Annotated in this window: 25 protein-coding genes and 2 pseudogenes; 19 read left to right on the top strand and 8 right to left on the bottom strand. The window is 68.7% G+C overall.

The features are described 5' to 3' along the window. Positions 1–75: 75 nt before the first annotated feature. The 6 genes from VGN58_RS06635 (at position 76) to VGN58_RS06660 (ending at position 4,416) form a co-directional block, all read left to right on the top strand. The gene (locus VGN58_RS06635) at positions 76–1,158 is read left to right on the top strand and encodes a hypothetical protein (RefSeq protein WP_327482517.1); all 1,083 of its coding nucleotides are present in this window, start codon (positions 76–78) and stop codon (positions 1,156–1,158) included. Between the two features lie 13 nt (positions 1,159–1,171). Then, positions 1,172–1,675 carry a hypothetical protein gene (locus VGN58_RS06640; protein WP_327482518.1) on the top strand — a complete coding sequence of 168 codons (504 nt, stop codon included), beginning with the start codon at positions 1,172–1,174 and terminating at the stop codon, positions 1,673–1,675. A 16-nt stretch (positions 1,676–1,691) separates the two neighbouring features. Next, positions 1,692–2,225 (top strand): hypothetical protein, encoded by a 534-nt coding sequence (locus tag VGN58_RS06645; protein WP_327482519.1) that lies wholly within the window; start codon positions 1,692–1,694, stop codon positions 2,223–2,225. Positions 2,226–2,305: 80 nt separating this feature from the next. Then, entirely contained in the window at positions 2,306–2,950 is a 645-nt protein-coding gene (locus VGN58_RS06650) for a MarR family winged helix-turn-helix transcriptional regulator (RefSeq protein WP_327482520.1), read from the top strand. Positions 2,951–3,040: 90 nt separating this feature from the next. Further along, the gene (locus tag VGN58_RS06655; RefSeq protein WP_327482521.1) at positions 3,041–3,799 is read left to right on the top strand and encodes a hypothetical protein; all 759 of its coding nucleotides are present in this window, start codon (positions 3,041–3,043) and stop codon (positions 3,797–3,799) included. 59 nt (positions 3,800–3,858) lie between these two features. Further along, positions 3,859–4,416 (top strand): redoxin domain-containing protein, encoded by a 558-nt coding sequence (locus VGN58_RS06660; protein WP_327482522.1) that lies wholly within the window; start codon positions 3,859–3,861, stop codon positions 4,414–4,416. A gap of 205 nt (positions 4,417–4,621) precedes the next feature. Here the strand turns inward: VGN58_RS06660 and VGN58_RS06665 are convergent, their stop codons facing one another. Further along, positions 4,622–5,296: a GNAT family N-acetyltransferase gene (locus tag VGN58_RS06665; protein WP_327482523.1), complete on the bottom strand. Its 675-nt coding sequence runs from the start codon at positions 5,294–5,296 to the stop codon at positions 4,622–4,624. A gap of 98 nt (positions 5,297–5,394) precedes the next feature. On the opposite strand from VGN58_RS06665, the gene VGN58_RS06670 reads away from it, so the two are divergent. Next, positions 5,395–6,498 (top strand): DUF1615 domain-containing protein, encoded by a 1,104-nt coding sequence (locus VGN58_RS06670; protein ID WP_327482524.1) that lies wholly within the window; start codon positions 5,395–5,397, stop codon positions 6,496–6,498. Positions 6,499–6,504: 6 nt separating this feature from the next. Here VGN58_RS06670 and VGN58_RS06675 read toward each other — a convergent pair whose 3' ends face one another. Next, on the bottom strand, positions 6,505–7,236 hold the full coding sequence (locus VGN58_RS06675; RefSeq protein WP_327482525.1) for a hypothetical protein: 732 nt from the start codon (positions 7,234–7,236) through the stop codon (positions 6,505–6,507). Positions 7,237–7,374: 138 nt separating this feature from the next. Here VGN58_RS06675 and VGN58_RS06680 point away from each other — a divergent pair. Both VGN58_RS06680 and VGN58_RS06685 read left to right on the top strand, forming a co-directional pair. After that, a pseudogene (locus VGN58_RS06680) lies at positions 7,375–7,737 on the top strand (DUF1428 domain-containing protein); the annotation flags it as partial. A 6-nt stretch (positions 7,738–7,743) separates the two neighbouring features. Next, complete coding sequence (locus tag VGN58_RS06685; RefSeq protein ID WP_327482621.1) at positions 7,744–8,112, top strand: DUF1428 domain-containing protein; 369 nt, start codon at positions 7,744–7,746, stop codon at positions 8,110–8,112. On the opposite strand, the gene VGN58_RS06690 is transcribed toward VGN58_RS06685, so the two are convergent. Further along, the gene (locus VGN58_RS06690; RefSeq protein ID WP_327482526.1) at positions 8,073–8,861 is read right to left on the bottom strand and encodes a hypothetical protein; all 789 of its coding nucleotides are present in this window, start codon (positions 8,859–8,861) and stop codon (positions 8,073–8,075) included. The two genes, VGN58_RS06685 and VGN58_RS06690, sit on opposite strands and share 40 nt — an antisense overlap. Positions 8,862–9,649: 788 nt before the next feature. On the opposite strand from VGN58_RS06690, the gene VGN58_RS06695 reads away from it, so the two are divergent. Continuing rightward, positions 9,650–12,220, top strand: coding sequence for a TonB-dependent receptor (locus VGN58_RS06695; protein ID WP_327482527.1), 2,571 nt, complete (start codon positions 9,650–9,652; stop codon positions 12,218–12,220). 59 nt (positions 12,221–12,279) lie between these two features. On the opposite strand, the pseudogene VGN58_RS06700 reads toward VGN58_RS06695, so the two are convergent. From VGN58_RS06700 to VGN58_RS06720, 5 genes and pseudogenes are all read right to left on the bottom strand, one after another. After that, a pseudogene (locus tag VGN58_RS06700) lies at positions 12,280–13,080 on the bottom strand (TIGR03915 family putative DNA repair protein); the annotation flags it as partial. 6 nt (positions 13,081–13,086) lie between these two features. Continuing rightward, positions 13,087–14,343, bottom strand: coding sequence for a putative DNA modification/repair radical SAM protein (locus VGN58_RS06705; protein ID WP_327482528.1), 1,257 nt, complete (start codon positions 14,341–14,343; stop codon positions 13,087–13,089). Positions 14,344–14,580: 237 nt separating this feature from the next. Continuing rightward, the gene (locus VGN58_RS06710) at positions 14,581–15,945 is read right to left on the bottom strand and encodes a S41 family peptidase (RefSeq protein WP_327482529.1); all 1,365 of its coding nucleotides are present in this window, start codon (positions 15,943–15,945) and stop codon (positions 14,581–14,583) included. A 74-nt stretch (positions 15,946–16,019) separates the two neighbouring features. Further along, positions 16,020–16,691, bottom strand: a complete 672-nt coding sequence (locus tag VGN58_RS06715; RefSeq protein WP_327482530.1) for a ChrR family anti-sigma-E factor — start codon at positions 16,689–16,691, stop codon at positions 16,020–16,022. Next, on the bottom strand, positions 16,688–17,314 hold the full coding sequence (locus tag VGN58_RS06720; protein ID WP_414710761.1) for a sigma-70 family RNA polymerase sigma factor: 627 nt from the start codon (positions 17,312–17,314) through the stop codon (positions 16,688–16,690). Before VGN58_RS06720 ends, VGN58_RS06715 begins: the two co-directional genes overlap by 4 nt. Positions 17,315–17,458: 144 nt before the next feature. Here VGN58_RS06720 and VGN58_RS06725 point away from each other — a divergent pair, with 144 nt between their 5' ends. The 9 genes from VGN58_RS06725 to VGN58_RS06765 all read left to right on the top strand — a co-directional run bounded on the left by VGN58_RS06725 (position 17,459) and on the right by VGN58_RS06765 (position 26,754). Continuing rightward, complete coding sequence (locus VGN58_RS06725; RefSeq protein ID WP_327482531.1) at positions 17,459–18,244, top strand: hypothetical protein; 786 nt, start codon at positions 17,459–17,461, stop codon at positions 18,242–18,244. 69 nt (positions 18,245–18,313) lie between these two features. Then, positions 18,314–19,264, top strand: a complete 951-nt coding sequence (locus tag VGN58_RS06730) for an acyl-CoA desaturase (RefSeq protein WP_327482532.1) — start codon at positions 18,314–18,316, stop codon at positions 19,262–19,264. 2 nt (positions 19,265–19,266) lie between these two features. Continuing rightward, positions 19,267–20,544, top strand: coding sequence for an NAD(P)/FAD-dependent oxidoreductase (locus tag VGN58_RS06735; RefSeq protein WP_327482533.1), 1,278 nt, complete (start codon positions 19,267–19,269; stop codon positions 20,542–20,544). Next, on the top strand, positions 20,541–21,317 hold the full coding sequence (locus tag VGN58_RS06740; protein WP_327482534.1) for a DUF1365 domain-containing protein: 777 nt from the start codon (positions 20,541–20,543) through the stop codon (positions 21,315–21,317). The genes VGN58_RS06735 and VGN58_RS06740 overlap by 4 nt, the downstream gene beginning before the upstream one ends. Continuing rightward, complete coding sequence (locus VGN58_RS06745) at positions 21,314–22,561, top strand: cyclopropane-fatty-acyl-phospholipid synthase family protein (RefSeq protein ID WP_327482535.1); 1,248 nt, start codon at positions 21,314–21,316, stop codon at positions 22,559–22,561. Before VGN58_RS06740 ends, VGN58_RS06745 begins: the two co-directional genes overlap by 4 nt. Before the next feature lie 5 nt (positions 22,562–22,566). Further along, positions 22,567–23,355 carry a DUF1295 domain-containing protein gene (locus VGN58_RS06750; protein WP_414710764.1) on the top strand — a complete coding sequence of 263 codons (789 nt, stop codon included), beginning with the start codon at positions 22,567–22,569 and terminating at the stop codon, positions 23,353–23,355. Then, complete coding sequence (locus VGN58_RS06755; RefSeq protein WP_327482537.1) at positions 23,352–24,434, top strand: cyclopropane-fatty-acyl-phospholipid synthase family protein; 1,083 nt, start codon at positions 23,352–23,354, stop codon at positions 24,432–24,434. Before VGN58_RS06750 ends, VGN58_RS06755 begins: the two co-directional genes overlap by 4 nt. A gap of 1 nt (position 24,435) precedes the next feature. Then, the gene (locus VGN58_RS06760; RefSeq protein ID WP_327482538.1) at positions 24,436–24,960 is read left to right on the top strand and encodes a lipocalin family protein; all 525 of its coding nucleotides are present in this window, start codon (positions 24,436–24,438) and stop codon (positions 24,958–24,960) included. A 204-nt stretch (positions 24,961–25,164) separates the two neighbouring features. Next, on the top strand, positions 25,165–26,754 hold the full coding sequence (locus VGN58_RS06765; RefSeq protein WP_327482539.1) for a sensor domain-containing phosphodiesterase: 1,590 nt from the start codon (positions 25,165–25,167) through the stop codon (positions 26,752–26,754). Positions 26,755–26,756: the final 2 nt, after the last annotated feature.

Raw genomic sequence — 26,756 nt, forward strand, 5'->3', positions numbered from 1 at the left:
TGGCCCGCACGCCGGTACAAGCACCGTCGCCGTCGGCGTGCCAGCGTGCAGACTCCGCCGCTACTGGAGACCCGCATGTCCGGTCGCCTCGCTGCCGTCCTCTGTCTCGCAGTCCTCCTCGCCTGCGCTGACGCGCCGGCATCCGCAACCGAGATGGCGCGGCTGCCGACCACGCCGTTCGCGGTGCTGCCGGCCGAGGTGCGTCATCCGGAAAGCCTGGCGGTGGACCCCGCCAGCGGCGAGATCTATGCCGGCACCTTCGATGCGCGCGAGCCCGCGACCACGCGCAACAACCGGCTGCTGCGCTTCGACAACGCAGGCCGGCTGCTGGCGCAACACGATGTCGGCGCGACGCCCCTCACCGGCATCGCCTTCCGCGACGGCAAGCTGTACGTGCTGAACTTCGGTGCGTCGAAGCTCCAACGCATCGAAGCGGCGTTCGACGCCACCTCGCCCATCGAAGACCTCGTGACCTTCACCGCGCTCGTTCCCGCCGCACCCGCCGAACGCCGCATCGACAATCCGGACGGCAGCCACGACACCATCCGGTTCGGTTCGGCCGGCTTTCCGGCGATCAACGGCCTGGTCTTCGACCGGGCCGGGACGCTCTACGTGTCGGACTCGTTCCAGGGCGCGATCTACCGCATTCCCGATGCGACGACGTGCAGGCCCTGCCGCGTCGAGGTGCTCGCACGCCACCCGCTGCTCGCGACCACCGGCGCACTGCCGTTCGGCGCCAACGGACTGGCGTTCAACGCGGACGAATCGATCCTCTACGTCAACAATGCCGGCGATGGCCGCGTGCTGCGCTGGCGGATGCCGGCCGGCGGAATCGACGTGCTCGCGGATGGCGTGTACGGCGCCGACGGCCTGCTGTTCCATGACGGACTGCTGTGGGTATCGGCCAACCAGATCGACACGGTCGTTGCGCTGGACGAACAGGGCCGCGTGCGCCATCGCGCCGGCGACTTCCTCGGCATCGCCGATGACGGCACGCCGCGCGGGCTGCTGTTTCCGGCTGCGACCGTGGTGCAGGGGAACCGCATGATCGTCGCCAACCTCGCGCTGCCCCTCACGCCGGCCGGCGGTGACGAGTGGGAAGAACGCGTCGGGCGATGGACGCTCGTCGGTTTCGATCTGCCCTCTTCCTCTCCCTGACCGAGGCATCCCCATGCTCAACATCACTCCGTTCGGCTGGTTCCACACCGCCATCAGTCTGGTCTCGCTGTTCGGTGGCCTGTACGCGCTGCTGCGCCATCACGACATCCGCTATGCCTCGCCACTGGGCAAGACGTATACGTGGTTCACCGTGGCCACCTGCCTGACCAGCTTCTTCCTGATGCGCACCGGCAGGCTCAGCGAAGCGCATGGCCTGACCGTGCTGACGCTGATCGTGCTGGCGGTCGCCGTGTTGCTGGGCCGCCATGCGGTGCTGGGTTCCTGGCGGCATGTCGCGTCATCGCTGGCGTTCACGCTGACGGTGTACTTCCACTTCATTCCCGGCTTCACCGAAACGCTGACCCGCGTGCCGATCGGCGCGCCGCTGGTGTCGGGCCCGCAGGATCCGCTGCTGCAGAAGCTGGTGGGCGCGACCTTCCTGGTCTTCCTCGTCGGCATGGCGTTGCAGGTGCGCGTGCTGCGCCGTGGCCGCATCCAGCTGCGTCCCGCGACCTGATCCCACGCGGGCGGCCATGCTGACCGCACTGCCCACGCTGGATGCGCTGCTCGCGGCGCATGCCGTGCAACTGGGAGACGACGCGACGGGTTATCGCCACCACGCCTATCGCGTGGCGAACTTCTACTGGCAGCTGTCGCCCGGCGATGCGGAGATGCTGGAGAAGCTGAGCATCGCGGTCGCGTTCCACGACCTGGGCATCTGGACCGCACGGACCTTCGACTACCTGCCGCCTTCGCGCGTCCTGGCACGCGACCATCTGCGCACGATCGGCCGGCCCGAATGGCGCACGGATGTGGACGCCATGATCGATCACCACCACCGGATCCGCCGGATGCCACCGTCGACGCAGGCGAGCGTGGAGACGTTCCGGCGCGCGGACTGGATCGATGTCAGCAACGGCGTGCTGCGTTTCGGACTGCCCCGCGCCGTCGTGCGCGAGGTGCGAAGGACGTTCCCCGATGCCGGCTTCCATCGCCGCCTGCTGCAGCTCACCCTGCGCCGGTTCCGACGGCACCCGCTGTCACCGCTGCCGATGATGCGTTGGTGACCCTGCCCACCGCCTCCGTATCCGCATCCGCCGACGGACGGTCATTGACTTATATAGTTAGGACTCCTAACTTATTGCCCATGATCGATAGCCCCTTCCAGCGCAGGCAGGCCACGCGTGGCCTGGAACAGCTCGCCCACCTGGTGCGCGCCCAATCCTGGCGCCAGGACGGCACGCCCTCGCTGCCGCCGACGCAGGCGGCCGTGCTGCGCATGCTGCAGGGCGTGCAGGACGGTTTGCGCGCGCGGCAGATCGCCGAACGCCTGGGCGTATCGGCGGCCAGCCTCAGCGACTCGCTGAGGGCGCTGGAAGGCAAGCAATGGATCCGCCGCACACCCGACCCCGACGATGCGCGCGCCGCCCGCGTGAAGCTGACCTCGGCCGGCTCGCGCATGGCCACGCAGTTGCAACGGCCGGACCAGGGCATGGGTTCGCTGGTCGAATCGCTGGGCGACGCCGACCTCGGTGCGCTGTTGCGTGTCACCCAGTTGCTGGTCAACGAAGCGCAGGAACAAGGCTTGGCCACCGGCCTGCGCACGTGCCTGAGCTGCGAGTTCTTCCGCCCCTTCGCGTCTGGCCGGCCCGACGCGCCGCATGTCTGCGCGTTGCTGGACAAGGCCTTCGGCGATCCGGAGCTGCGCGTGGACTGCGCGGAACAGCAGCCCGCCGACGACGAAAAACGGCTGGGAAGCGTGGCACGCTTCCGCCAACCGACTCCGCCCTAGGCGGAAAAAGATGGGCGGCGCCCGACTGCCATCGGACGCCGCCCGGTACCTCCCACCCACCCGGAAAGAGCAAGCAAGAGGAACTCGATTATGCGCCAGAACACCACCCGACGTTTCGCGTTGGCCGCCGCGCTCGCGTTGGCCATCGGCGGCGTGCACGCCCACGACGGCAAGGCCCACAGCGGCGGCATCGCGTCCACGGCCGACAAGGCGGTGACCGCCGATTTCGACATCGTGCACACCAAGATCACCACCGAGAAGAACATCGCGACCTTCCACATGGCCGTGTCCGGCAAGGCCGGCAAGAGCACGCCCGCCGCGACCGGCAAGCTCGCCGGCAGCGACGTGTTCTCCTACGTGTGGCCGACCACCATCGATCCGTACGAGGTCGGCTTCGACAAAGGCGCCGGCATCCTGGCGATGGCCGTCACCGCGCATCCCGACTTCGACGACACGCCGCTGTACGACGAGAACGGCGACGGCAGGCTCGACAACGACGGCAACCTCTGGCACAGCCACTGGGTCGTGCTGAAACCGAACGAGGCCTGCGGTCCCGGGGCGCTGGGCGTGGTCGACATTCCCGAAGGCAGCAAGCCACGTTTGCCGAAGACCTGGCCGGGCTTTCCGATCCTGCTCGACAGTCCTGGCTGGAGCCCCACGCTCAATGCGGAAACGGTCGAAGTGAAAGTGCCGTTCGACGATATCGGCGTGGTCACCGCCGGCAGCTTCGACGGCGTCACCGCCGGCCTGCGCGTCAACGCCAGTGTGCACGCGCCGCTGCTGTGCGTGGTGGACGTGTTCAAGGTCGCTTCCGGCAACCTCAGCCTGCCCGGCAAGCCGAACCAGTAATCGCTCCCTGCTCGCGCCGGCCCGCATCGGGCCGGCCGCGACCCCACGAGAACTTCCTCATGAACGCCATTGATCGCCCGGCGCCACCTTGGCAGGTGGACCGTTGGTTCAACACATCCCGTCCCCTGTCGCTGGACGCCCTGCGCGGCAAGGTCATCGTGCTGGAAGCCTTCCAGATGCTGTGCCCGGGCTGCGTGTCGCACGGCCTGCCGCAGGCATCGCGCGTGCATGCGACGTTCCCTGCGGACCAGGTCGCGGTCGTCGGCCTGCATACCGTGTTCGAACACCACGCGGCGATGACGCCGGTGGCACTCGAAGCCTTCCTGCACGAATACCGCATCGCCTTCCCGGTCGGTGTGGACCGCCCCGGCACGCCGGGCCCGATCCCGCAGACGATGGAGGCCTACGCCATGCGCGGCACGCCGACGCTCGTGCTGATCGACGCGACCGGCCGGATCCGCCATCAGCATTTCGGCCAGGTCGGGGACCTGGTGCTGGGCGCGCAGATCGCGACGCTGGTGCATGAAGCGCAGGCCATCGCAGCCCTGGAAGAGACGCAACCGGCCCGCCCTGCCGCTGCCGGCTGCGCGGCGGATGGCTGTCCGATCGCCGGGTAATGCAGGCTGGCCGGTCCTTTGCGGTCGCGGCGTTGAACGGATACAGGGGCTTCACGGCGCGTTCGCGCCGCTCAGGTTTGGATAGCGACATGCATCGTTCGACCGCCCCGCTCCCCGTCCTGCACCGCTTGGCCTTCATGGGCCTGGGCGTGGTGCTTGCCCTCGTGGGCGGTTCGCTGCTTCCCTGACGCCCAGCGCAGCGACGTTACGCGCGCCGCAGCGACCAGAACCCGATATCGCGCCTCACGCGGTACCCGAGTCGCTCGTACAAGCCCAGCGCCCGAGGGTTCTCGTAGCTGACATGCAGGAACGGTTGGCGCCCCTGCGCCAGCGTGTCGTTGGTCAGCCAGGTGGTGAGATGGCCGGCGTAGCCGTGTCCGTTGAAATCCGGATGCGTGCAGATCGCGCTCATCTCCCGATGGCTGTCGTCGCCCAGGCGCTCGCCGATCATCGCCGCGAGCCTGCCCTCGCGATAGAGGCCGAAGTAGCGCCCCATGTCCATCGTCCGCGGGCGAAAGTAATGCGGATACACCAGTGCGGTCAGCGCCAGCACGTCCTCGCGGTGTGCGTCGCCCAGCGGCACGATCTCCGGTCCATCGCTGGGCGCGAGCGGTGCGTCGCACACCATCTGTGCGAGCGGCCGGAACGCGCGCAGCACCCAGCCTGCCGGTGTGGCCGGCGCCACGCCGAGCAGATACACCGCTTCCTCGGGCGCCACCAGACGCGCGAACGCATCGCCGATCTCCACCTCCGCCGACGCGACGCCGAGGAAGGGCGCGAACTCGGCGGGATAACGCGCCACGTCGCCCTCGCGCAGCGCGATGTCGCGGTGGATCGAATCCAGTGCGGACCAGAACGGGTTGTCGAGCGCGGTATCCATGGGTCGCGGCAGCGGGAGGGAATGCCGATTATCCACACCCGCCCACGCCCGCACAGGACCGTGGTGCATCGGGAGGGCGCGCTCCGTATGCTGCATGCATGACATCGCCTCGCGTCCGCCGATTGCAGTATCGCCTCCTTGCGATGGCCGGCCTGCTGGTGCTCGCCGGCTGCGTGACCGCACCGCCGGCTCCGACCCGTCCCCCTGCCGACACCCGCAGCGAGATCGTCCGCAGGATGCCGGCCAAGGTCGCCGACCGCGAGCGCTGGGCGGCCGATATCGAGACCGCGTTCGCCACGCAGCGGATCGAGCCGAACACCGAGAACATCTGCGCGGTGCTCGCCGTCACCGAGCAGGAATCCGGCTACGTGGCCAATCCGGCCGTCGCCAACCTGCCGAAGATCGCGCGCGGCGAGATCGACCGCCGCGCCGCTGCCCTGCACGTGCCGAAGTTCGTCGTCGAAGCCGCATTGGCGCTGCGTTCGCCGGATGGCCGCACCTACGCCGACCGCCTGCGCAACGTGCGCACCGAGCGCGACCTCAGCGACATCTACGAGGACATGATCGGCAGCGTGCCGCTGGGCAAGCGGTTGTTCGCCGACTTCAACCCTGTGCAGACCGGCGGGCCGATGCAGGTGGGCATTCCGTTCGCCGAAGCCCATGCCTCGCGCTATCCGTATCCGATCGAAGGCAGCATCCGCGACGAAGTGTTCACGCGACGCGGCGGGATGTACTTCGGCATCGCCCATCTGCTGGGCTACCAGACGCCGTACACGCGCAAGGTGCATCGCTTCGCCGACTACAACGCCGGCTGGTATGCGAGCCGCAATGCGGCGTTCCAGAGCGCGGTCGGCATCGCCACCGGCACCACGCTCGCGCTCGACGGCGACCTGCTGACGCCCGGCGCGCCACTGGGCAAGCCGGGGCAGACCGAACGCGCCGTCCGCCAGCTGGCGGACGCGCTGCGCATGGACGACCGGACGATCCGCGAGGCGCTGGAGCGCGGAAACCGGCTGGACTTCGGCGATACCGACCTGTACGCGCGCGTCTACGCGTTGGCCGAAGCGCGCGCGGGCAAGCCGCTGCCGCGGGCGATGATCCCGGGCATCAAGCTGGAAAGCCCCAAGATCACCCGCGAGCTGACCACGGCCTGGTTCGCCACGCGCGTGGACGAACGCTACCGGCACTGCCTGCAACGCTGACCGGCCTCATCCGCCGAGGCCGCCCCACGCACGTGCGAACGACTGCCACGCCGACGTGCCGGGCACCACATGCATCAGCACGAAGTTCAGCGCGAACACCACGGCGACGAAGCGGAACACGCTGCGCCCGCGCGGCGCCGTACGATCGAACGCGATCAGCACCGCCAGGATCGCGAACGTCAGCGCATACCCGCCCCATGACGGATTGAAGCGCGCGCCTTCCGGCAGCACCGCCAGCATCAGCCGCGCGGCGGCGGGGTCGATCATCACCAGCGCGGTGGCGACCATGTAGCGCGCGTGCAGGGCAGGTTCGCGCCGATGCCTGATGGCCAGACCCCAGAACAGCGCCAGCATCAGCGACGCCGCCATGCCCAGGTACAACAGCATCGCCTGCAGGCCGAACATCTCCGGCGGGGCGGCCGCGATACGCAGGTGCGACAGCCACAGCGCGGTCAGCAGCACGCCGGGCATCACGCCGTAGGAGAACTGACCGATCTGCCGATGCGCCGCGATGCGTCGCGTGCGGATCAGCCAGGGCTGCGCCAGCAGCATGGCCACCCAGGCCAGCATCAGGCCGGCATGCAGGTGGGTGACCGCATCGGCCAGTGCCAGGCGGCTGAAATAGGTGTTCCAGAACCCCACGCCCACCAGGGCCAGCAGACCCCACATCCAGATACCGCTGCCGATGCCCCACAGGCCCGGCCGGCGCGGCACCGCGCCCGTTGCAGAAACCGCCATCACGCCACCTTCGTTTCGATCGTGGCAGGTTCAACGCCCGCACCGCCACGCAGCGGCCAACCGCCTGTCGAATTCTTCCGTGGCCATTCGTCGCGTTCAGGAAGGCGCCATGCCGGCGCCGCATCCCGGAGGAGTTCCATGCCGTACATCGATGGTTTCGTGGCCGCCGTGCCCACCGCCAACAAGCCGAAGTTCATCGACCACGCCAGCCTCGGCGATCCCGTGTTCATCGAGCTGGGTGCGACGCGTGTCGTCGAGTGCTGGGGCGACGACGTGCCCGACGGCCAGGTCACCGATTTCCGCAGGGCCGTCCAGGCGAAGGACGACGAGGCGGTGGTGTTTTCCTGGATCGAATGGCCCGACAAGGCCACGCGCGACGCCGGCATGAAGAAGATGATGGACGACCCACGCATGTCGCCGGAACACAATCCGATGCCGTTCGACGGCAAGCGGCTGATCTACGGGGGCTTCGTGCCGACGCTGGAACTCGGCGATGCGGCCACCGCCATGTCCTACGTGGACGGCTTCATCATCGCCGCGCCCACCGCCGGCAAGGCGGCCTTCACCGACTACGCCACCACCTTCGACACCATCTTCATGGGCTACGGTGCCACGCGCATCATCGAAGCGTGGGGCGACGACGTGCCCGACGGCAAGGTCACTGACTTCCGCAAGGCCGTGCAGGCGAAGGGCGATGAGACGGTGGCGTTCTCGTGGGTGGAGTGGCCCGACAAGGCCACGCGCGATGCCGGCATGCAGAAGATGATGGAAGACCCGCGCATGGACCCCTCCAACAAGGACAATCCGCCGATGCCGTTCGACGGTCAACGCATGGTCTACGGCGGATTCTCGCCGGTGGTCGAACTGCGCGGCTGATCCGCACGCCCATCCCCGCACGCCGGGGGCCACGCCATGTCGGCTCCCGGCGCAAGATCGACCAGGAAGAACTCGCCCGATGCCTCGCCATCGGCCTGCGCGAACAGCAGCCGTCTTCCGTCCGGCGACAGCAACGGCCCCACCTGGAAGACATCGTCGCGCGCCGGAACGCGACCGCGTTCGCGCCACGCATCGCCGTCGAGATCGTAGACATACAGGTGCGAGCGGGTGCCGCGATTGGCGACCACCACCAGTACCCGGCCATCGCGCGCGAGATCGGCCTCGTACTCATCGGCCGCCGTGTTGACCGGTGCCGGCAGCGGCGCGACATCCCAGCTCCCGTCGACATGCGGCGTGGCGATATAAAGATCACGCCTACCGACACCTCCCGGGCGATGCGACCCGAACAGCAGACGGCCATCGGGCAGCGGCCGTGGCAGCAATTCGGTCTGCGGCGAATTCACCGGTGCAGGCAGCCGTTCGGGTTCGCCGAAGCGGCCGTCGGCGTGGCGCTGCACGCGCCAGATGTCCAGGTCGTCCTTGTTCGCGCGGTCGCTGGCGTAATACAGCCACGTGCCATCGTGGCTGTAGGCGGGATCGGTCTCCAGCGCGTCGGCTGCGCCGGCAAAGGCCGGCTCGCGTGGCGCACGCCATCTCCCGCCTTCGCACTGCGAAGTCAGCAGGCGATAACGGTCGAACGACGGCGGCGCGCGGAAGAAGAAGAGCTCGCGACCGTCCGGGGAGAACACGGGCGACGATTCGTATTGGTCACTGCTTAGCGCAGGCGGCGTCCATCGCTGCGGGAAAGGGATGGGGAGATCCCCGGGTTCACCCGCCACGCCGCTGGCGGCAAGACAGGAAAGCAGCAGTACACCTGTGGCGCGCAGCATGTCGGTGCCTCCTCCAAGGGCTGGCGCGATGCTACGCGGCAGGATGCGTGGCGCGAAGCGAGCATTTCGCAAGTCAGCCTTGAACGTGGCTCAATCTGCGTGCCAGCCATCCGCATCTGCACGCTGGACGATGCCCCCCTGAAGACGACAAGGTTCCCGCGCCAATGCATTCGGATGCAATCCGGCGCGAATCCGCATGGTGCGAAAGTCGGACGGCGAACGCACGCATGCGGTGCGTTTCGAGTTACTGGCCGATATCCGATCCTTTCCCATGCACGTACATGCGTGTATGCAGCGCCACTGCACGACGTCGGCGCGACGCGCACCGTTCGCGTGCAGGGCATCGCGTGAAAAGCGTGCGAAGAACACAGCACGGAACGGCGATTACTTTCGTTGTGCACCGCGCCATCGTGTGATCCATGCCTCGTTTCAAGCGGTTTGCTGCCGCCTAAGGTGCAGGCGGTAGCAAGGCGATGACAGAAATGTGTAACGCCCACTACCCGGAGTGCGGGTGGTATCTGCGTGGCCGCTGACTGCACTCGCGCAAGAACAACTTCGACACCACACGGCACATTCAAGGGGCGCACCGCATGGGCAACAGAGAGAAACCGCACGTACGTGTTTCGAGCACGCCATTGGCATCCGCAGTGAAATGGGCCCTCGCCGCCGCCACCCTGGTCGGCAGCAGCACCGCCATCGCGCAGACGACGGAACCCCCACCCGCGCCGGCGACAACGCCACCCGCAGAGGAAGCCACCACGCTCGACACGGTCTCCGTGCTGGGCAGCCGTGGCCAGCCGCGCACCGTGTCCTCCTCCGCCGTGCCGATCGACATCATCAGCGCGGAGGAATTCCGCAACCAGGGCGCCACCGATGCACTCGACCAGCTGCGCGTGCTGGTGCCCTCATTCAATGTCAGCACCATCCCGATCGATGACGCCGCCAGCCTGGTCCGTCCCGCCAACCTGCGCGGCCTGCCGCCGGACAACACCCTGGTGCTGGTCAACGGCAAGCGCTTCCATCGTTCCGCCGTGATCACCTTCCTCGGCCATGGCCTGTCCGACGGCTCGCAGGGCCCCGACCTGTCGGTGTTCCCGTCGATGGCGCTGGAACAGGTGGAAGTGCTGCGCGACGGCGCGGCGGCGCAGTACGGCTCGGATGCCATCGCCGGCGTCATCAACTTCGGTCTGAAGAAGATCAGCGAAGGCGGCGCGTTCGAGGCCTTCGCCGGGCAGTACTACGAGGGCGACGGCTTCACCACCCAGTACTCCGCGCAGATCGGCCTGCCGCTGACCGAACGCGGTTATGCCACGCTCACCGCCGAATGGCGCCAGGCCGACGACACCTCGCGCAGCGTGCAGCGCGACGATGCCGCTGCGGCCATCGCCGCCGGCTATCCGGGCGTGCCGGTACCGGCGCAGATCTGGGGCTCGCCGAAGGTGGACGACGACCTCAAGTTCGTCGCCAACCTGGGCATCACCGGCGACAGCGTCGATGTCTACCTGTTCGGCAATTACGCGCAACGCGAGGTCGACGGCGGGTTCTATTTCCGCGACCCCACCGCGCGCTCGGGCGTCTACTCCAACGACGGCGGCGAAACGCTGCTGATCGGCAACACCACCGGCGTGGGTACCTGCCCGACCATCGCCCTGCGCGACGCGAACGGCAACCTGATCCCGTACAGCACGGTCAGCGCGGCCGTGTCCGCGCTGCCGTCGAACTGCTTCACCTTCCTGTCGACCCTGCCGGGCGGTTTCACCCCGCGCTTCGGCGGCAGCCTGGAAGACATGTCGGTGGTCGGTGGCGTCAAGGGCACCTGGGGCAACGACTGGCACTGGGACGCCAGCGTGACCTACGGCCGCAACGACATCGACTTCACCATCTACAACACCGTCAACGCATCGCTCGGTGCCGCACAGCCCGCTGGCCTGCGCTTCAACCCCGGCGGCAACACGCAGACCGAGAAGGGCGTGAACTTCGATGTCGGCCGCGATATCGAAACCACCTTCACCGCGCAGCCCGTGCGGCTGTCCGCCGGTGCGGAATGGCGCGAGGAAAGTTTCGAGGTCAAGGCCGGCGACGCGGCGTCCACCGGCATCGGCCCGCTGACCGAGCAGGGCTTCGCCCTGGGCTCCAACGGTTTCAACGGCTTCAGCCCGCGCACTGCGGGCGAGTGGGACCGCAGGAACTGGGCGGTCTACCTGGACATGGAAGCGCAGTTCACCGAACAGCTGCTGCTGGCCGCCGCCGTGCGCCACGAGGACTTCGACGATTTCGGCAGCACCACCAACGGCAAGCTCACCGCGCGCTTCGACGTCTCCGACACGTTCGCCCTGCGTGGCGCCTACAACACCGGCTTCCGCGCGCCGACGCCGGGCCAGGCCAACATCAGCCAGATCAGCACCGCATTCAACGGCAGCGTGCTGGAAGACATCGCCACGCTGCCGCCCACCAACCCCATCGCCATCCTCAAGGGCGCGCAGGCCCTGACGCCCGAGGAGTCGAAGAACCTCTCGCTCGGCATGGTGTGGAGCAGCGGCGACTGGCTGGTCACGCTGGACGGCTACCGCATCGAGGTGGAGGACCGCATCGCGCTGAGCACCAGCTTCGCGCTGACCCCGGCCGAACGCGACGCCCTGGTGGCGTCGGGCAATCCGGAGGCAGCGTCGCTGAGTTCGGTGACCTACTTCGGCAACGCGTTCGACACCACCACGACCGGCGTGGACCTGGTGACGAGCGTGGAAACCGATCACTTCGGCGGCAAGACCACCTATTCGCTGGCGGCGAACTGGAACAAGACCGAAGTGGACCGCTACGACCCCAACTTCATCAACGAGGCCCGCGTCTACAAGATCGAGGAATCGCTGCCGAAGACCAAGGGCTACTTCAGCGTCAACCACCAGCGCGAGGTGTTCCACGCCAACGTGCGCCTGGGCTACTACGGCTCGTGGTACGAGGACCACCTGGACAGCGGCGCGATCACCGTGGAGGACGGCGGCCTGCCGATCTACGAAGGCAGTTCGCTGATCGTGGATGCGGAAGTGGGCTGGAAGTTCGCCTCGGGCCTGTACGTCAACGTCGGCGCGCAGAACCTGTTCGACGAAACCCCGGATGACAATCCGTGGGGCGCGGCGGTGGCCGGCGCGGCCTACCCGGTGCATTCGCCTTACGGCTTCAACGGTGGCTTCTACTACGCCCGCGTGGGCTGGAAGTTCTGATCCGCCCCGGCCCGGTGCCTCGCGGTGCCGGGCCGGTTTCAGTCCTCGCGCGGTCTGCGTGCGGGGATGCGCCGCCGGGGCGCCTGGGCCTCGCGTTCGTCCATCTCGCGGACGCGACGGCCGGCATCCCGAATCAGCTCGGGCAGCAGATGCGTTTCCGGCAGGTGCTTCCAGTATTTCTGCGGCATCTCCTGCCGCATCATCCGCGTGTTGAGGCGCGCGGGATTGAAGATGTTGGCGTAGTAGGTCCGCCACAGCGCGTCCTCGGCATCGTCGGCCGGCGCATCGCTGCGCTGCGCGCCCTCGCCCGCCCACAGGTCGGCGCCATCCCACTGCACGCTGCGGTAAGGCGTCAGGATGGCCCAGCGCATGCCGGCGAAGCGGCGCATGAAGAACGGCGCCACCCGATCGACGATGTAATGCTCCGGCTCGAACCAGGCGATGTAGGTGTCGTCCTCGCCCTGCACCTGGCGGAAGCGGACGAACGCCTTCATCTTGTGGCTGTCCCGGCGTACCGCCTGTGCCCAGCGCGTCGCGCGGTGTACGTCGGCATCGGTGGCTCTGTCCATCAGCGCGCGTTCGCCGTTGCCGATCCGCCACAGCAGGCGATAGAGCAGCGCATGGCGGCCGGTGTCGCGATGGCACAGCACGGACGCGGCGAAGGCCATGAACTCGCTCGGGACCGACAGCCCGGTCCGCTGCACGGGCTGGTCGTCCACGCGCGCGGCGGCGAGCAGTTCGCCCTGCGCATCGGCCTGCCACTCCACCGACTCGGGCGGCAAACCGGCCTCCCAGGCCTGGCGGGCCTGCGCACGCCAGGCATCCAGATCCCACGCGGGCGTCACGGTGGCGCGGAACATCGCCGCTCAGCCGAACAGGTCGGCCTGGCGCGGCGCCGGCGCCAGTTCCCGCCGCAACCGCTCCGTATCGTCCAGCCGCTGGCGCGGATGGTGGTCGAGCAGCACGACGAACGGCAGCACCTTCTGCAGGGGCGCGCGCAGTCGTGCCAGATCGGCGACCCGAAGGCGGCCCTGGCGACGCGAGTCGACGATGCGCTGCACGTTGCGTGCGCCCAGTCCCGGCACGCGCAGCAGCATCTCGCGCGGCGCGGTGTTGAGGTCGACCGGGAACCGGTCCGGGTGCCGCAGCGCCCACGCCAGCTTGGGATCGATATCGAGGTCGAGCATGCCGTCGCGCGGGCCGTTGGCGTCGTCGACGATCTCCTTGACGTCGAAACCGTAGAACCGCAGCAGCCAGTCGGCCTGGTACAACCGGTGCTCGCGCTGCAGCGGTGGCGCACGCAGGGGCAGCTGGGTAGACGCATCGGGGATCGGACTGAAGGCGGAGTAGTACACGCGACGCATGCGGAACTGGCGATACAGCGCATCGCTGCTGGTCAGGATGGCGCGGTCGTCGGCGCCGTCGGCACCGACGATCATCTGCGTGCTCTGCCCGGCGGGTGCGAACTTCGGCGGGCGCTTGCGCCTGGGCTGCTGGGCCTCCTTCTTCTCCGGCTTCGCCGCCTGGATGCGCCAGTGCAGCTCGCCCATGGCGTCGCGGATGCCCTGCGCTTCCTTCTGCGGCGCCAGTTGCTTGAGGCCGGCTTCGGTCGGCAGTTCCACGTTGATGCTCAGGCGGTCGGCGTAACGGCCGGCCGCGGCGAGCAGTTCGGGCGAGGCCTCGGGAATGGTCTTCAGGTGGATGTAGCCGGCGAAGCGGTGGTCCTCGCGCAGGCTGCGCGCGACTTCCACCAGCTGCTCCATGGTGTAGTCGCCGTTGCGGATGATGCCGCTGGAGAGGAACAGCCCCTCGATGTAGTTGCGCTTGTAGAACTCCAGTGTCAGCCGCACCACCTCCGCGGTGGCGAACCGGGCGCGCGGCACGTTGCTGGACACGCGGTTGACGCAGTAAGCGCAGTCATAGATGCAGAAGTTGGTCAGCAGGATCTTCAGCAGCGACACGCAGCGCCCGTCGGGCGTGTACGAATGGCAGATGCCCATGCCCTCGGTGCTGCCGATCCCGCCCTTGCCCAGCGAATGCCGCTTGCCCGCCCCGCTGGAGGCGCATGACGCATCGTACTTGGCCGCGTCGGCAAGGATCGCCAGCTTGTCTTTCAGTTGCATGGGGTCATCTTATCGGGCGGTCGCTCAGGCGATGAGACGGATACGTGAAGCTATTGCCCGGAGCAGCGCCGTTGCGGACATCAGGACGGCAGGACTGTCCTGATCGCGGTCAAAAAAAGCCATCGGAGATCCGAATCCGGATGATCTGGCGAACCTTTACGCGTACGCCAGCGGTTTGGATTCAGCAATCCGGAGACCTTCGCGACCCACCGCTGCCGGGCACAAGCCGGGAAGTCCTCAGCGTGCGCAGCCCGCCAGGGAAGCGACGGCATGAGCGACCGCCTCATCTTCCGGCACCACGTCGTCGGGCATGACGGCGTCACCGTACGCCTGCCCCGTCCTGTCGACGAAACGCGCGTCGGTCAACTTGAGGCGTGCTCCGCCGGGCAACGGATACATGCCATTGCTGGTGCTGACGCCGAACGTGGGTTGTCCGACGCTGTGCGTCTTCGGACGCCCGCGGAACGCGATCGCCACGGCCTCACCGGAACTGGCCGTCTTGCCGCCCGTGACCACCACGACAGGGGCCGCGGACAAGTCGGGTGTCGACACGCCGGGAGGCGCGACTTTCCACGCATCCTGTCGACCCTCCCGATCGCGGGAGTAGCCGGGCGTCGCGTTGCCCAGTAGGGAATACAAGCCGGACAGCATGGGCCACATGCTGCCGCCCTGGTTGCCGCGCAGATCGACGACCCAACCGCAGGGCGCCTGCCGCGCGCGGGCTGCAATCAATCCGGCAAGCTCATTCGCGAACGCTACGGCCGCCGTCTTGTCGGTGCCGGAGAATGCCGGAACCGACACGATGCCCACCCGCTCGCGCACCTCCACCATTGGCGTGAAGGATGGCTTTCCCTCCGAGGAAAACCGCTGGAAGTCCTGTGGCGGCAGCAGGCCGCTGTGGCGGTCACCCAGCTTGGCGAGTACCTGCCGGATCACGGCATAGGCGGCGTCGGCGTCATGGACATGCTTCATGTCCCGTGCGATGTCGGCCTGCGCCTGGTTCCACTCGATGCGTTCGGCGTTCAGTGCGTGCGCCCGGATCAACCGGACTGCTTCATCCACGATGCGCGCCGGTGGCACTTCGTCGTCGGGGGATGGAGGTACGACGGCCAGACGCAACGCGCGGACCGTCATGCGTCCCTTGCCGACCAGCAGCGGGCCGACCAGCAGTTTGTCCGCAGGGGCGGGAACGTAGATCTCGATCCCGCGCGGTACCGCATCGGCATTGCCGGACACCGGGGCTCGTTCGCTGTTGGCGAATGCCACCGAACCTGACGGACCATCGGCACGCAGCCACAGACCTGCGGTGCCTTCGACGTCCTTCGCACTGATGATGCCTGACAGGCGCACGCGCTTCTTTCGGTACGGCACGGCGTCGATGACGGTCGCCGCACCACCGAAACCGCTGCTGCCACCCGGTTTCGATTGCACCGTGAGCGATGCCCCTGTTTCCGACAGCGCATCACCGCCACCTTCGAGCGCGTAGTGCACACGGTCGCCGATGCTCGACCATGGTGGCGCAGCAACCGCAGCCGCGGATGCGGTCATTCCGATCAGTAGCACCAGGCCACGCTTCCACCCCCGCCGTCCCTGCGCTTTCATCGCCCGCACTCCTTGCTTCGCTGTGCAGACGCTAGGCGATCACGGCGATTCCGGCAAGGCGCCGGCTCGTGCGCCTACAGCTTGAACAGCGGCTGCAGCTTGCGCGCGAACCAGCCGGGGAAGCGCAGGGGCGCGTCGAGGGCGGACACGCAGATGCAGGCGGTGCCGGGCACGGTCACCGGCTGGTGTTCGACGTCGCTGTCCAGGTCGGCCACGTCGCCGGGGGCGAAGTGGCCCAGTGCGTCATGGTAGGCGCCGCGCAGGATCTGCGTGAGTTCGGTGCCGCCGTGGCTGTGCACGGGCATGCTGCGGCCCGGACCGATCTTCAGCAGCAGCAGCGAGCCGCCCCTGGTGTTGGGTGCGCGGATGCAATGCACGCCCGGCGCCATCCAGCGCCACTTGAGCGCACGGTACGAGGTGCCGAAATAGGGATGCAGCGGCGTGGGCAGGCGATCGTCATCCTCGTACGGCGCGGTGCGCGCGGGCGGTGCGGCAACCGGCGCGGGCGCCTCGTCGAGCCGATCGAGGATGGACGCGCGCAGCCCGGCCAGGCGCGCGGCGTCCACGCCGGCAGGCTGCTGCTGCTCGACCAGCTGGCCGCCGAAGCGCTCGGCCTCGTCCACGCGTGCGCGGCAGTGGGCGCAGGTTTCCAGGTGGGTGGCGGCTACGATCGCCACTTCGACCGCCAGTGCGCCGGCGGCGTAACTGACCACCGTGGAAGGATCGAGATGATGGTGCGGGTTCACGACTGACCTCTTACTTGACCCTGCAGCCGCAGGAACGCGCGGCGCAGGTGCGACTTCACGGTGCCCAGCGGCATCTGCAGCTCGTCGGCGATTTCCTGGTGGCTCTTGGCCTCGAAGTACGACATGCGCATCAGCCGCGCCTGCACGGCGGGCAGCTCCTCGATGCGGCGCTGCAGGTGGGCATGCTCGACGTGGTCCTCGGCCGAGGTGAACGGCCGCGCCAGCTCCTCGTCGTTCGCCGGACCGCCGTCTTCCAGGATCTGCACCCAGCCCGGCTCGCGCCGTACGCGGTCGATGTGCAGGTTGCGGCCGATGCGGAACAGCCAGGTGGATACCGCACCCTGCTGGGGATCGTACATGTCGGCGCGCTGCCACAGCCGCAGCAGCGCTTCCTGCGCCAGTTCCTCGGCCACCGCCTCCGGACTGCCCAGCCCGCGCAGGTACAGGCAGAGCCGTGGCATGAAGTGGTCGTAGATGCGCATGAAGCTGGTGCGGCAGCGCACGCGGGCCACGGCGAGCATGTCGCCGGTCCAGTCGTGGGTGTCGCGGGTCACGGGGACGGGAGTGGACACGGGCCGGGCCGCCCGCAGGGGCGACGGTCTCCTTGTGAGGTCGATGGGCATGGTATGCCAGGTCCGGTTGCGTCTCGTGATGGCGGCCTCTACGAAGATGACCGGCCTCCGGATGCACCGCCTGCCCGGGTGCGGTCGCATCCGGCCGCCGCCGCCGCGCGTAGGCCCTCGGGCCCTCATCGACCCACCCATGCCATGACCCACCGTACATCCTCCACCCTGGCGCTGCTGGCTGTCGTGGCCCTGGCCAGCCCCGTCGCGCCGGCGAACGCCGACATCCTGCGCCAGGAGGCCACCGCCTACGCCCGCAAGAGCGACACCGTGGTGTACCGCGAGTCGCACTGGCGCTACCGCCAGGACGGCGCCGCCCGCCGGCTGGTGCTCTACCGCTGTCCGGACGGCCGTGCGTTCGCGCGCAAGACCGTGGTGGAGCGCGGCGCGGCGCAGGCGCCGGACTTCGACTTCGAGGACGCCCGCGACGGCTACCGGGAAGGCGTGCGCAGCAGCGACCGGGGACGCGTGGTCTACGTCAGGGCGAGCTCCGATGCCCGCACTCGGGAGGAAGTGGTGCCGGTACCCGCGGGCGCGGTCATCGATGCCGGCTTCGACGCCAGCGTGCGTCTGCACTGGGAGGCGCTGCGTGCGGGGCGCGACGTGACCCAGCCGTTCCTGCTGCCCAGCCGCTTCGCCTTCGTGCCGGTCAAGCTGGATCCGGGGCCCGTCGTGCGCTGGAACGGCATCCCGGCCCAGCGCATGTCGATGACGCTGGACCGCTGGTACGGCTTCATCGCCCCGACCATGCAGCTGACCTATGCCAACGCCGATCAGCGGCTGCTGGAGTTCGCCGGCATCGCCACGATCCGCGACCGCCGGGGCCGGCACCAGGACGTGCGCATCGTGTTCCCGCAACCGGCCGCGCCTGCGGATGCACGCGCATTGCGCGACGCGCTGGCCACGCCGCTGGTGCGCCAGTGCGCGTGACGGGCGGCCTTCACGCATCCAATGCGGGCATTGGCCCGTAGTACGGGTCCAAGTGATCGAGACCTTCCGATGCCGGCCAGCGACTCCCCCACTCCACCGCCGGCACCGCGCCTGACGGCCGCGCTGCGGCGCTGGTTCGACACGCAGTCGCCGGACGTCGTGGAAGGCGATGGCGAGCGCATCGACTGGCTGCGCGCGGTGCCCTTCATCGGCCTGCACCTGGCCTGCCTGGCGGTGTTCTGGGTCGGCGTCTCGCCGGTGGCGGTGATCGTGGCCGTGGCCCTGTACGCCGTGCGCATGTTCGCCATCACCGGGTTCTATCACCGCTACTTCTCGCACCGCACCTTCCGGACCTCGCGCGTGCTGCAGTTCGTGTTCGCGCTGATCGGGGCGTCCAGCGTGCAGCGCGGTCCGCTGTGGTGGGCCGCCCACCACCGCAACCACCATCGGCATGCCGACACGCCGGCCGATCCGCATTCGCCGGCGGTGCATGGATTCTGGCGCAGCCATGCGGGATGGTTCCTGACCCGCGACGGCTTCCGCACCGACTGGTCGCGCATTCCCGACCTGGCGCGCTACCCCGAACTGCGCTGGCTGGACCGCTACGACACCGTGGTGCCGGTCATGCTGGCGGCCGCGCTGTACGCGCTGGGCGCGCTGCTCGAGCGGATCGCGCCCCACTGGGGCACCAGCGGCGGGCAGATGCTGGTGTGGGGCTTCTTCATCTCGACCGTGGTGCTGTTCCATGCCACGGTGACCATCAACTCGCTGGCGCACCGCTTCGGCAAGCGCCGCTTCGACACGCGCGACGACAGTCGCAACAACCTGTGGCTGGCGCTGCTGACCTTCGGCGAGGGCTGGCACAACAACCATCACTTCTTCCCCGGCACGGCGCGGCAGGGGTTCCGCTGGTGGGAGATCGACCTGACCTGGTACGGCCTGCGCGCGATGGCGCTGCTGGGGCTGGTGCGCGACCTCAAGCCCGTACCCGCGTGGGTGCTGGCCAAGGCGAGGCGCTGAGCATGCGTATCGCGGTCATCGGATCGGGCATCGCCGGGCTGGCCTCGGCATGGTGGCTGTCGCAGCGGCACGAGGTGGTGCTGTTCGAGGCGAACGACTACCTGGGCGGCCACACCCATACGCACACGGTGGAACAGGCCGGTCGCGAATACCGGATCGACAGCGGCTTCATCGTCTTCAATCCGCATCACTACCCGCTGCTGTGCGGGCTGTTCGACGAACTGGGCGTCGCGTCGCAGCCCACGACGATGAGCTTCTCCGTGCACAGCGAACGCAGCGGCATGGAATACAACGCGACCTCGCTGGATACCCTGTTCTGCCAGCGCCGCAACCTGGTGTCGCCGCGTTTCTGGGGCATGCTGCGTGACCTGGCGCGCTTCTACCGCGAAGCGCCCGAGCTGCTCGAGGGCGACGCCACCGGCCCGACGCTGGGCGAGTATCTCGAGCGGGGCGGCTACGGGGCGATGTTCCGCGACGAGCACCTGGTGCCGATGGCGTCGGCGCTATGGTCGTCGCCGCCGCAGGGCATCCTGGCGTTTCCGGCGCGCTACCTGGTCCGGTTCATGGCCAACCACCACATGCTGACGCTGGGCGAACGCTCGCCGTGGCGGGTGGTGACCGGCGGCTCCGCCACGTATGTCGCCGCCCTGCGTCGGCGCTGGCAGGTACAGGAGCGCATCGCCACGCCGGTGCACGCGGTGCTGCGCTGCGAGGACCGCGTGGGCGTGATGACGGCGACCGGCACGGAACGGTTCGACCACGTGGTGATGGCCTGCCACAGCGACGACGCGCTGCGGCTGCTGCACGATGCCGACGCGCGCGAGCGCGGCATCCTGGGCGCGATCCGCTACCAGTCGAACGACACCGTGCTGCACACCGATGCACGCCTGCTGCCGCGCCGGCGCAAGGCCTGGGCGGCGTGGAACGCGCACGTGCCGCGCGATCCGACCGCGCCGTGCACGGTCAGCTACTGCATGAACCTGCTGCAGGGCATCGACTCGCCCGAGCCGTTCGTGGTCACGCTCAACCGCAGCGAGGCGATCGATCCCGCACGCATCCTGCGCCGCATGCGCTACCGCCACCCCGTCTACGACCATGCCATGGTCGCGGCGCAGCAGCGCAAGGCGGAGATCCAGGGGCAGCGGCGCACCTGGTTTGCCGGCGCCTACTGGGGCTGGGGCTTCCACGAGGACGGCATCCGCAGCGCGCGCGAACTGGTGGACGCGTTCGAGGCCCGCGCCACTGCATCGGCGCACGAAGATGCCCTGGTGCCGGCGTGAACGCGCCACTCGCCAGCGCCGTCTACGAAGGCTGGGTACGCCATCGCCGGCATGCGCCGCGGCCGCATGCGTTCCGCTACCGCATGGCGCAGCTGTATCTCGACCTGGACGAACTGGACCGGGTGTTCGACCGGCGCTGGCTGTGGTCGGTGGATCGCCGCAACCTGGCCGAATTCCGTCGCCGCGACTACTTGGCGCCGCACGACCGGCCGCTGGCGGAGGCGGTGCGCGACCGCGTCGAACGCCAGCTCGGCCATCGCCCACAGGGCCCGGTTCGCCTGCTGACGCACCTGCGCTACGGCGGCTACGTGTTCAATCCGGTGAGTTTCTACTATTGCTTCCGGCCGGACGGCACGACGCTGGAGGCAGTGCTGGCCGAGATCACCAACACGCCCTGGCGCGAGCGACACAGCTACGTGCTGCCGGTCCGCGACGGCGTGCCGCACGGCGACGGCTGGGAATGGGGCTTCGACAAGGCGTTCCATGTGTCGCCGTTCCTGCCGATGGACTGCGCGTACCGCTGGCGCTTCGGCACCCCGGATGAGGCGCTGCGCGTGCACATGCGGGTGGACCGCGGCGGTGAGCGCGCGTTCGATGCCACGCTGACGCTGCTCAGGCGCCCCCTGGACGGGAGGTCGCTGGCGCGCGTGCTGTGGCGCTATCCGTTGATGACCGCGCAGGTGATCGGCGGCATCCATTGGCAGGCGCTGCGCCTCTGGCTGAAGCGGACGCCTGTCTACGACCACTCCCCCCTTGCCCCCGAGACCCCATGAACCAGATCGTCGACGTTTCCGCAGCACCTTCCTATGGCGCCCTGGACCGGCTGCTGCGCTCGCGGTTGCTGGCGCACCTGGATGCGCTGGACCATGGCGTGCTGGTGGTGAGCGACGCGCTGGGCGAGCACCGCTTCGGCAAGTCCGGCGACGGCGCGCTGCCGGCCGTGCACCTGTGGATCGACGACCCGGCGTTCTACCGCGCGGTCGCCGCGCAGGGCAGCGTCGGCGCGGGCGAGGCGTACATCGAGGGGCTGTGGCGGTGCGACGATCTGGTCGGCCTGGTGCGGCTGCTGGTGCGCAACCGCGCCCTGCTCGACGGCATGGAAGGCGGACTCGCGCGACTGGGGGGCTGGGCGCTGCGCAGCTGGCACGCACTCCGCCGCAATACTCGGGAGGGCAGCCGGCGCAACATCGCGGCGCACTACGACCTGGGCAACGATTTCTTCGGCCTGTTCCTGTCGCCGGACCTGATGTATTCGTCCGCCATGTTCGCTTCGCCGGACGACGACCTGGATACGGCGTCGTACCGCAAGCTCGACGCCGTCTGCCGCAAGCTGGCGCTGCAGCCTGGCGACCGCGTGATCGAGATCGGCACCGGCTGGGGCGGCTTCGCGCTGCATGCGGCGCGCCACTACGGCGCGCATGTCACCACCACCACGATCTCGCGCGAACAGCATGCATTGGCCAGCCAGCGCGTGGCGGCCGCCGGCCTGCAGGACCGGATCACCCTGCTGCTGCAGGACTACCGCGACCTGCAGGGCACGTACGACAAGCTGGTGTCGATCGAGATGATCGAAGCGATCGGCGCGCAGTACCTGGACACGTTCTTCGGCAAGCTGGGCGCCCTGCTGCGTCCCGGCGGCCAGGCGCTGCTGCAGGCGATCACCATCGAGGACCACCGCTACGTGCAGGCGCGCGACTCGGTGGACTACATCAAGCGCTTCGTGTTCCCGGGCAGCTTCATTCCATCGCTGAGCGCCATGTACGCGGCCAAGACGCGCGCCAGCGACCTGCAGGTGCTGCACCAGGAGGACTTCGGCCTGTCGTACGCGTACACGCTGCGCGCGTGGCGGCGCCGCTTCATGACCCGCCTGCCGGAGGTGCGCGCGCAGGGCTTCGACGAGCGCTTCATCCGCCTGTGGGAGTTCTACCTGGCGTACTGCGAAGGCGGTTTCCTGGAACGCTCGATCGGCGTGTCGCACCTGTTGATGGCGCGGCCCGGCCACCCGGAGGCCGCATGAACGCGCTGCATTCCCTCGGTCTGGTCGCGGTGCTGGCCGCCGCGGTGATGACGCTGGGCTGGTGGTGGCAGCGGCGACGCGAGAACGCCGGCATCGTCGATGTGCTGTGGTCGGCCTGCGTCGGCGGCAGCGCGGTGCTGCTGGCGGTACTGGGCGACGGCGCGTGGCAGGCGCGGGCGACGCTGGCCGTGCTCGGCGGCCTGTGGGGCGCGCGACTGGCGCTACACTTGTGGCACCGCGTGCGCAGCGAGCCGGAAGACGGCCGCTACCGCTACCTGCGCGAGCACTGGCACGGGCACCAGGGCAAGTTCTTCCTGTTCTTCATGGCGCAGGCGCTGCTGGTGGTGCTGTTCGCCCTGCCCTTCGCGGCCGTCGCGCGCAGTCCGGTGGATACGGCGTGGCCATGGATCGTGCTGGCCGTGGCGATCTGGATCGGCAGCGTGGCCGGCGAAGCCATCGCCGACCGCCAGCTGGCGCGCTTCCGTGCCGATCCGGCCAACCGCGGCAAGACCTGCCGCGAGAGCCTGTGGCGCTATTCGCGGCACCCCAACTACTTCTTCGAGTGGCTGCACTGGTTCGCCTACATCGCGCTGGCCGTCGGCTCGCCCTGGGCGTGGCTGTCCTGGTGCGGGCCGGTGGTGATGTACGTGTTCCTGCGCTGGATCAGCGGCATCCCCTATACCGAGGCGCAGGCGCTGCGCACGCGCGGCGAGGAGTACCGCGAGTACCAGCGCACCACGCCGATGCTGTTCCCCTGGTTTCCCAAACCCGCCACCAAGGAGGCGACACGATGAACGCAATGGTGGACGAACTGGCGGCCGACCGCGCCGCTCCCGGCCTGCTCGGCCTGGCCGAACGCGGGCTGCTGCCCGACCCACTGATCCGCCACGGCATCCGCCAGCTGTGCGCACAACGCCTGCGCGACGAGCGCCAGGGCGGGCAGGAAGCGCAATCGGCGCTGCTGGCGCACCGGCTGCGTGCGTTGCGCCAGGGCGCGCTGGCGGTGCATACCGATGCCGCCAACCGGCAGCATTACGAATTGCCGGCGGACTTCTTCCGCCACTGCCTGGGCGCACGGCTGAAGTACAGCAGCTGCTATTACCCGACCGGCGACGAGACGCTGGACCAGGCCGAAGAGGCGATGCTCGCGCTGTACGGCGAGCGCGCCGCGCTGGCCGACGGCCAGGACATCCTGGAACTCGGCTGCGGCTGGGGCTCGCTGACGCTGTGGATGGCCGAGCGCTACCCGAACGCGCGCATCACCGGGGTGTCCAATTCGCACTCGCAGCGGCAGTTCATCGAGGCGCGCTGTGCGGAACGGGGCCTGCGCAACGTCCGCATCATCACCTGCGACGTCAACCAGCTACAGCTCGAAGCGCAGGCCTTCGACCGTTGCGTCTCGGTCGAGATGTTCGAGCACGTCAGCAACCACGCCGCACTGATGCGCCGCATCCACGATGCGCTGCGACCGGGCGGCGCGCTGTTCGTGCACATCTTCGTCCACCGCGACCTGATGTATCCGTTCGAGACGCAGGGCGAGGACAACTGGATGGGCCGGCATTTCTTCACCGGCGGGATGATGCCGTCGGCCGACCTGCTGCTGTTCTTCCAGGAGCACCTGAAACTGCAGGAACGCTGGCTGCTCGACGGCACCCACTACCAGCGCACCGCCAACCACTGGCTGGCGCAGCACGACGCCCACCGGGATGCGGTGATGACCGTGCTGCGCGAGGCCTACGGCGATGCGGCGGCGCTGTGGAACCAGCGCTGGCGCATGTTCTGGATGGCCTGTGCCGAACTGTTCGGCTACCGCGACGGCCAGGAATGGCTGGTGGCCCACTACCGTTTCCAGCGTCCGTCCCGGGAGCATTGACATGCGGACCCTGCCCTTCGTGTTGCTCGCGCTGGCCGTGGTCGCCACGTCCGCCTGCCGCTCCAACGTCAAGCCCTCCATCCCCACCGCCGCGCCGGTGGACGTGGACCGCTTCATGGGCGACTGGTACGTCATCGCCCACATCCCGTCGTTTCCGGAGCGCGAGGCCTACAAGGCGGTGGAGTCCTATGAGAGGTTGCCGGATGGGCGCATCCAGACCACCTTCCGCTTCCGCAAGGGCGCGCTGGACGGCCCGGAGAAAACCATGCACCCGATCGGCACCGTCAAGTCCGACGGTGGTGGCGCCGTGTGGGACATGCAGTTCGTCTGGCCGATCCAGGCCGAGTACGTGATCGCCTGGGTCGATGCCGACTACCAGCAGACCATCGTCGGCCGCAGCAAGCGCGACTACGTGTGGCTTATGGCGCGCACGCCGCAGATCCCGGAAGCCGACTACCAGGCCCGGGTGAAACAGATAGAAGCGTTGGGCTACGACGTGTCGAAGCTACGCCGCGTGCCGCAGTAATTCCCGGCAGAACCATGTAATTCGGCTTACGGCCCCACACGTCAGCACACGCTTCCTCCGCACGAGCGCAGGCGCTAAGGTGCCGGTGTCGCTGCGTCCGGTGTTCTGCCGGCAGTCGCTCAAGTCGTGTCTCCCGCAGCCGATGCGGTAGGGAGAGAGACCCCGACGACGCAGGAGGTCTGCAAGGCTGCACAGGGGAGCTGCATGGCGAGGCCACCGTTCCACACTGCCGACGCGCTGCGCCAGCGGATCGCGGACGCGGTGTGCCACGAAAGGATCTTCCCTGCCTACCAGCCGATCGTCTGCCTGCGGACCGGCGCCATCCACGGCCTGGAAGTGTTGGCGCGCTGGCACGATCCCGAGTTCGGCGACGTGCCGCCGAAGGACTTCATTCCCCTCGCGCTGCAGGCGTCGCTGCTGCCGTTGCTGACCCTGAACCTGGTGCGCCGCGCCTGCCGCGAGGCGAGCGCGTGGCCCGGCCGCTTCTGCCTGGCGTTCAACGTGCCGCCTTCGCTGCTGCAGGACGCGCCTGCGGTGCGCCTGCTGCTGGAGGCGATGTCCGAGTCGTCGTTCTCGCTGGACCGCATCTGCATCGAAATGACCGAGGACGAACTGGTCCAGGACGAGCCCGCCACCGAGCGGGCCTTCGGCTACGTGAAATCCCATGGCATCCGCGTGGCGCTGGACGATTTCGGCACGGGATTCTCCAGCATGGTGCGGCTCAGCCGGTTCGGCTTCGACGAACTGAAGATCGATGGCAGCCTGATCCAGCGCCTGTCGAGCGACCGCGAAAGCCGCAAGGTGGTCTCGGCCATCATCGGCCTGGGCCACAGCCTGCACGTGCCGGTCGTGGCCGAAGGGGTCGAGACCGAGGCGCAGGCAGAGGTATTGCGCGAACTTGGCTGCGATTTCGCGCAGGGCTGGCTGACCGGCAGGCCGATGCCGGGCGATGCCGTGGCGCACCTGCTGGCCAATGCGTCCGTGCACGCGGCGTCGCCCGCATCGCTGCCGCTCTCGCCGTACCTGCGGCAGCACCAGTTGTCCTCGCTCTATACCAATGCCCCCGTCGGCCTGGCCTTCCTGGACCTGGACCTGCGCTACGCGGCGGCGAACACGCAGTTCGCGCACATGGTGGGCCGGCCCCTGCACGAGATCGTGGATGCGCGTGTCGAGCAGGTCTATACCCCGGACATCGCGGCGTGGGTCGTGCAGGCATCGCGGCGGATCCTGGACCGGGGCGACATCTCCCGCATCGAGTTCCGCTTTCCGGGCCGGGAGGAAACCTTCCTGGTGGTCGGTACCCGCGTGACCGACGAGACGTCGCAGCCGATCGGCGTCTCCGTGGTCACCATCGACATCTCCGACCGCAAGCGCATGGAGGAAGCACTGCGCGCCCGCGAAGCGATCTACCGCGGCGCGGTGGAACTCGGACCCAACGTGGCGTGGGTGAGCGATGAGGACGGCACGCTCGACTACATCAGCCCGGCGCCGCAGGAGCCGGACGGCTGTCCGATGGAGGCGCGGCTGGCGCTCTGGTATGCGCGCATGGATGCCGACGACCGCGTGCGCGTACGCGCCGAGTGGCTGGCCGCCGTGAATGTCCGCGACACGTTCGAGACGCGTTTCCGCCTGCGCTGGTTCGACGACCGCTGGCGCTGGGTGTCCAGCCGCGCGATCCGCCGAACGATGCCGGACGGCACCAGCGGCTGGTTCGGCGTGTTCACCGACATCTCGCGGCAGGTGGAACTGGAAGAACAGTTGGCCCGGCTTACCACCGGTGCGGGTCCGCCCTGAGC

Source organism: Pseudoxanthomonas sp. (assembly GCF_035999195.1).
In the GTDB taxonomy this organism is placed as follows: Bacteria; Pseudomonadota; Gammaproteobacteria; order Xanthomonadales; family Xanthomonadaceae; genus Pseudoxanthomonas_A.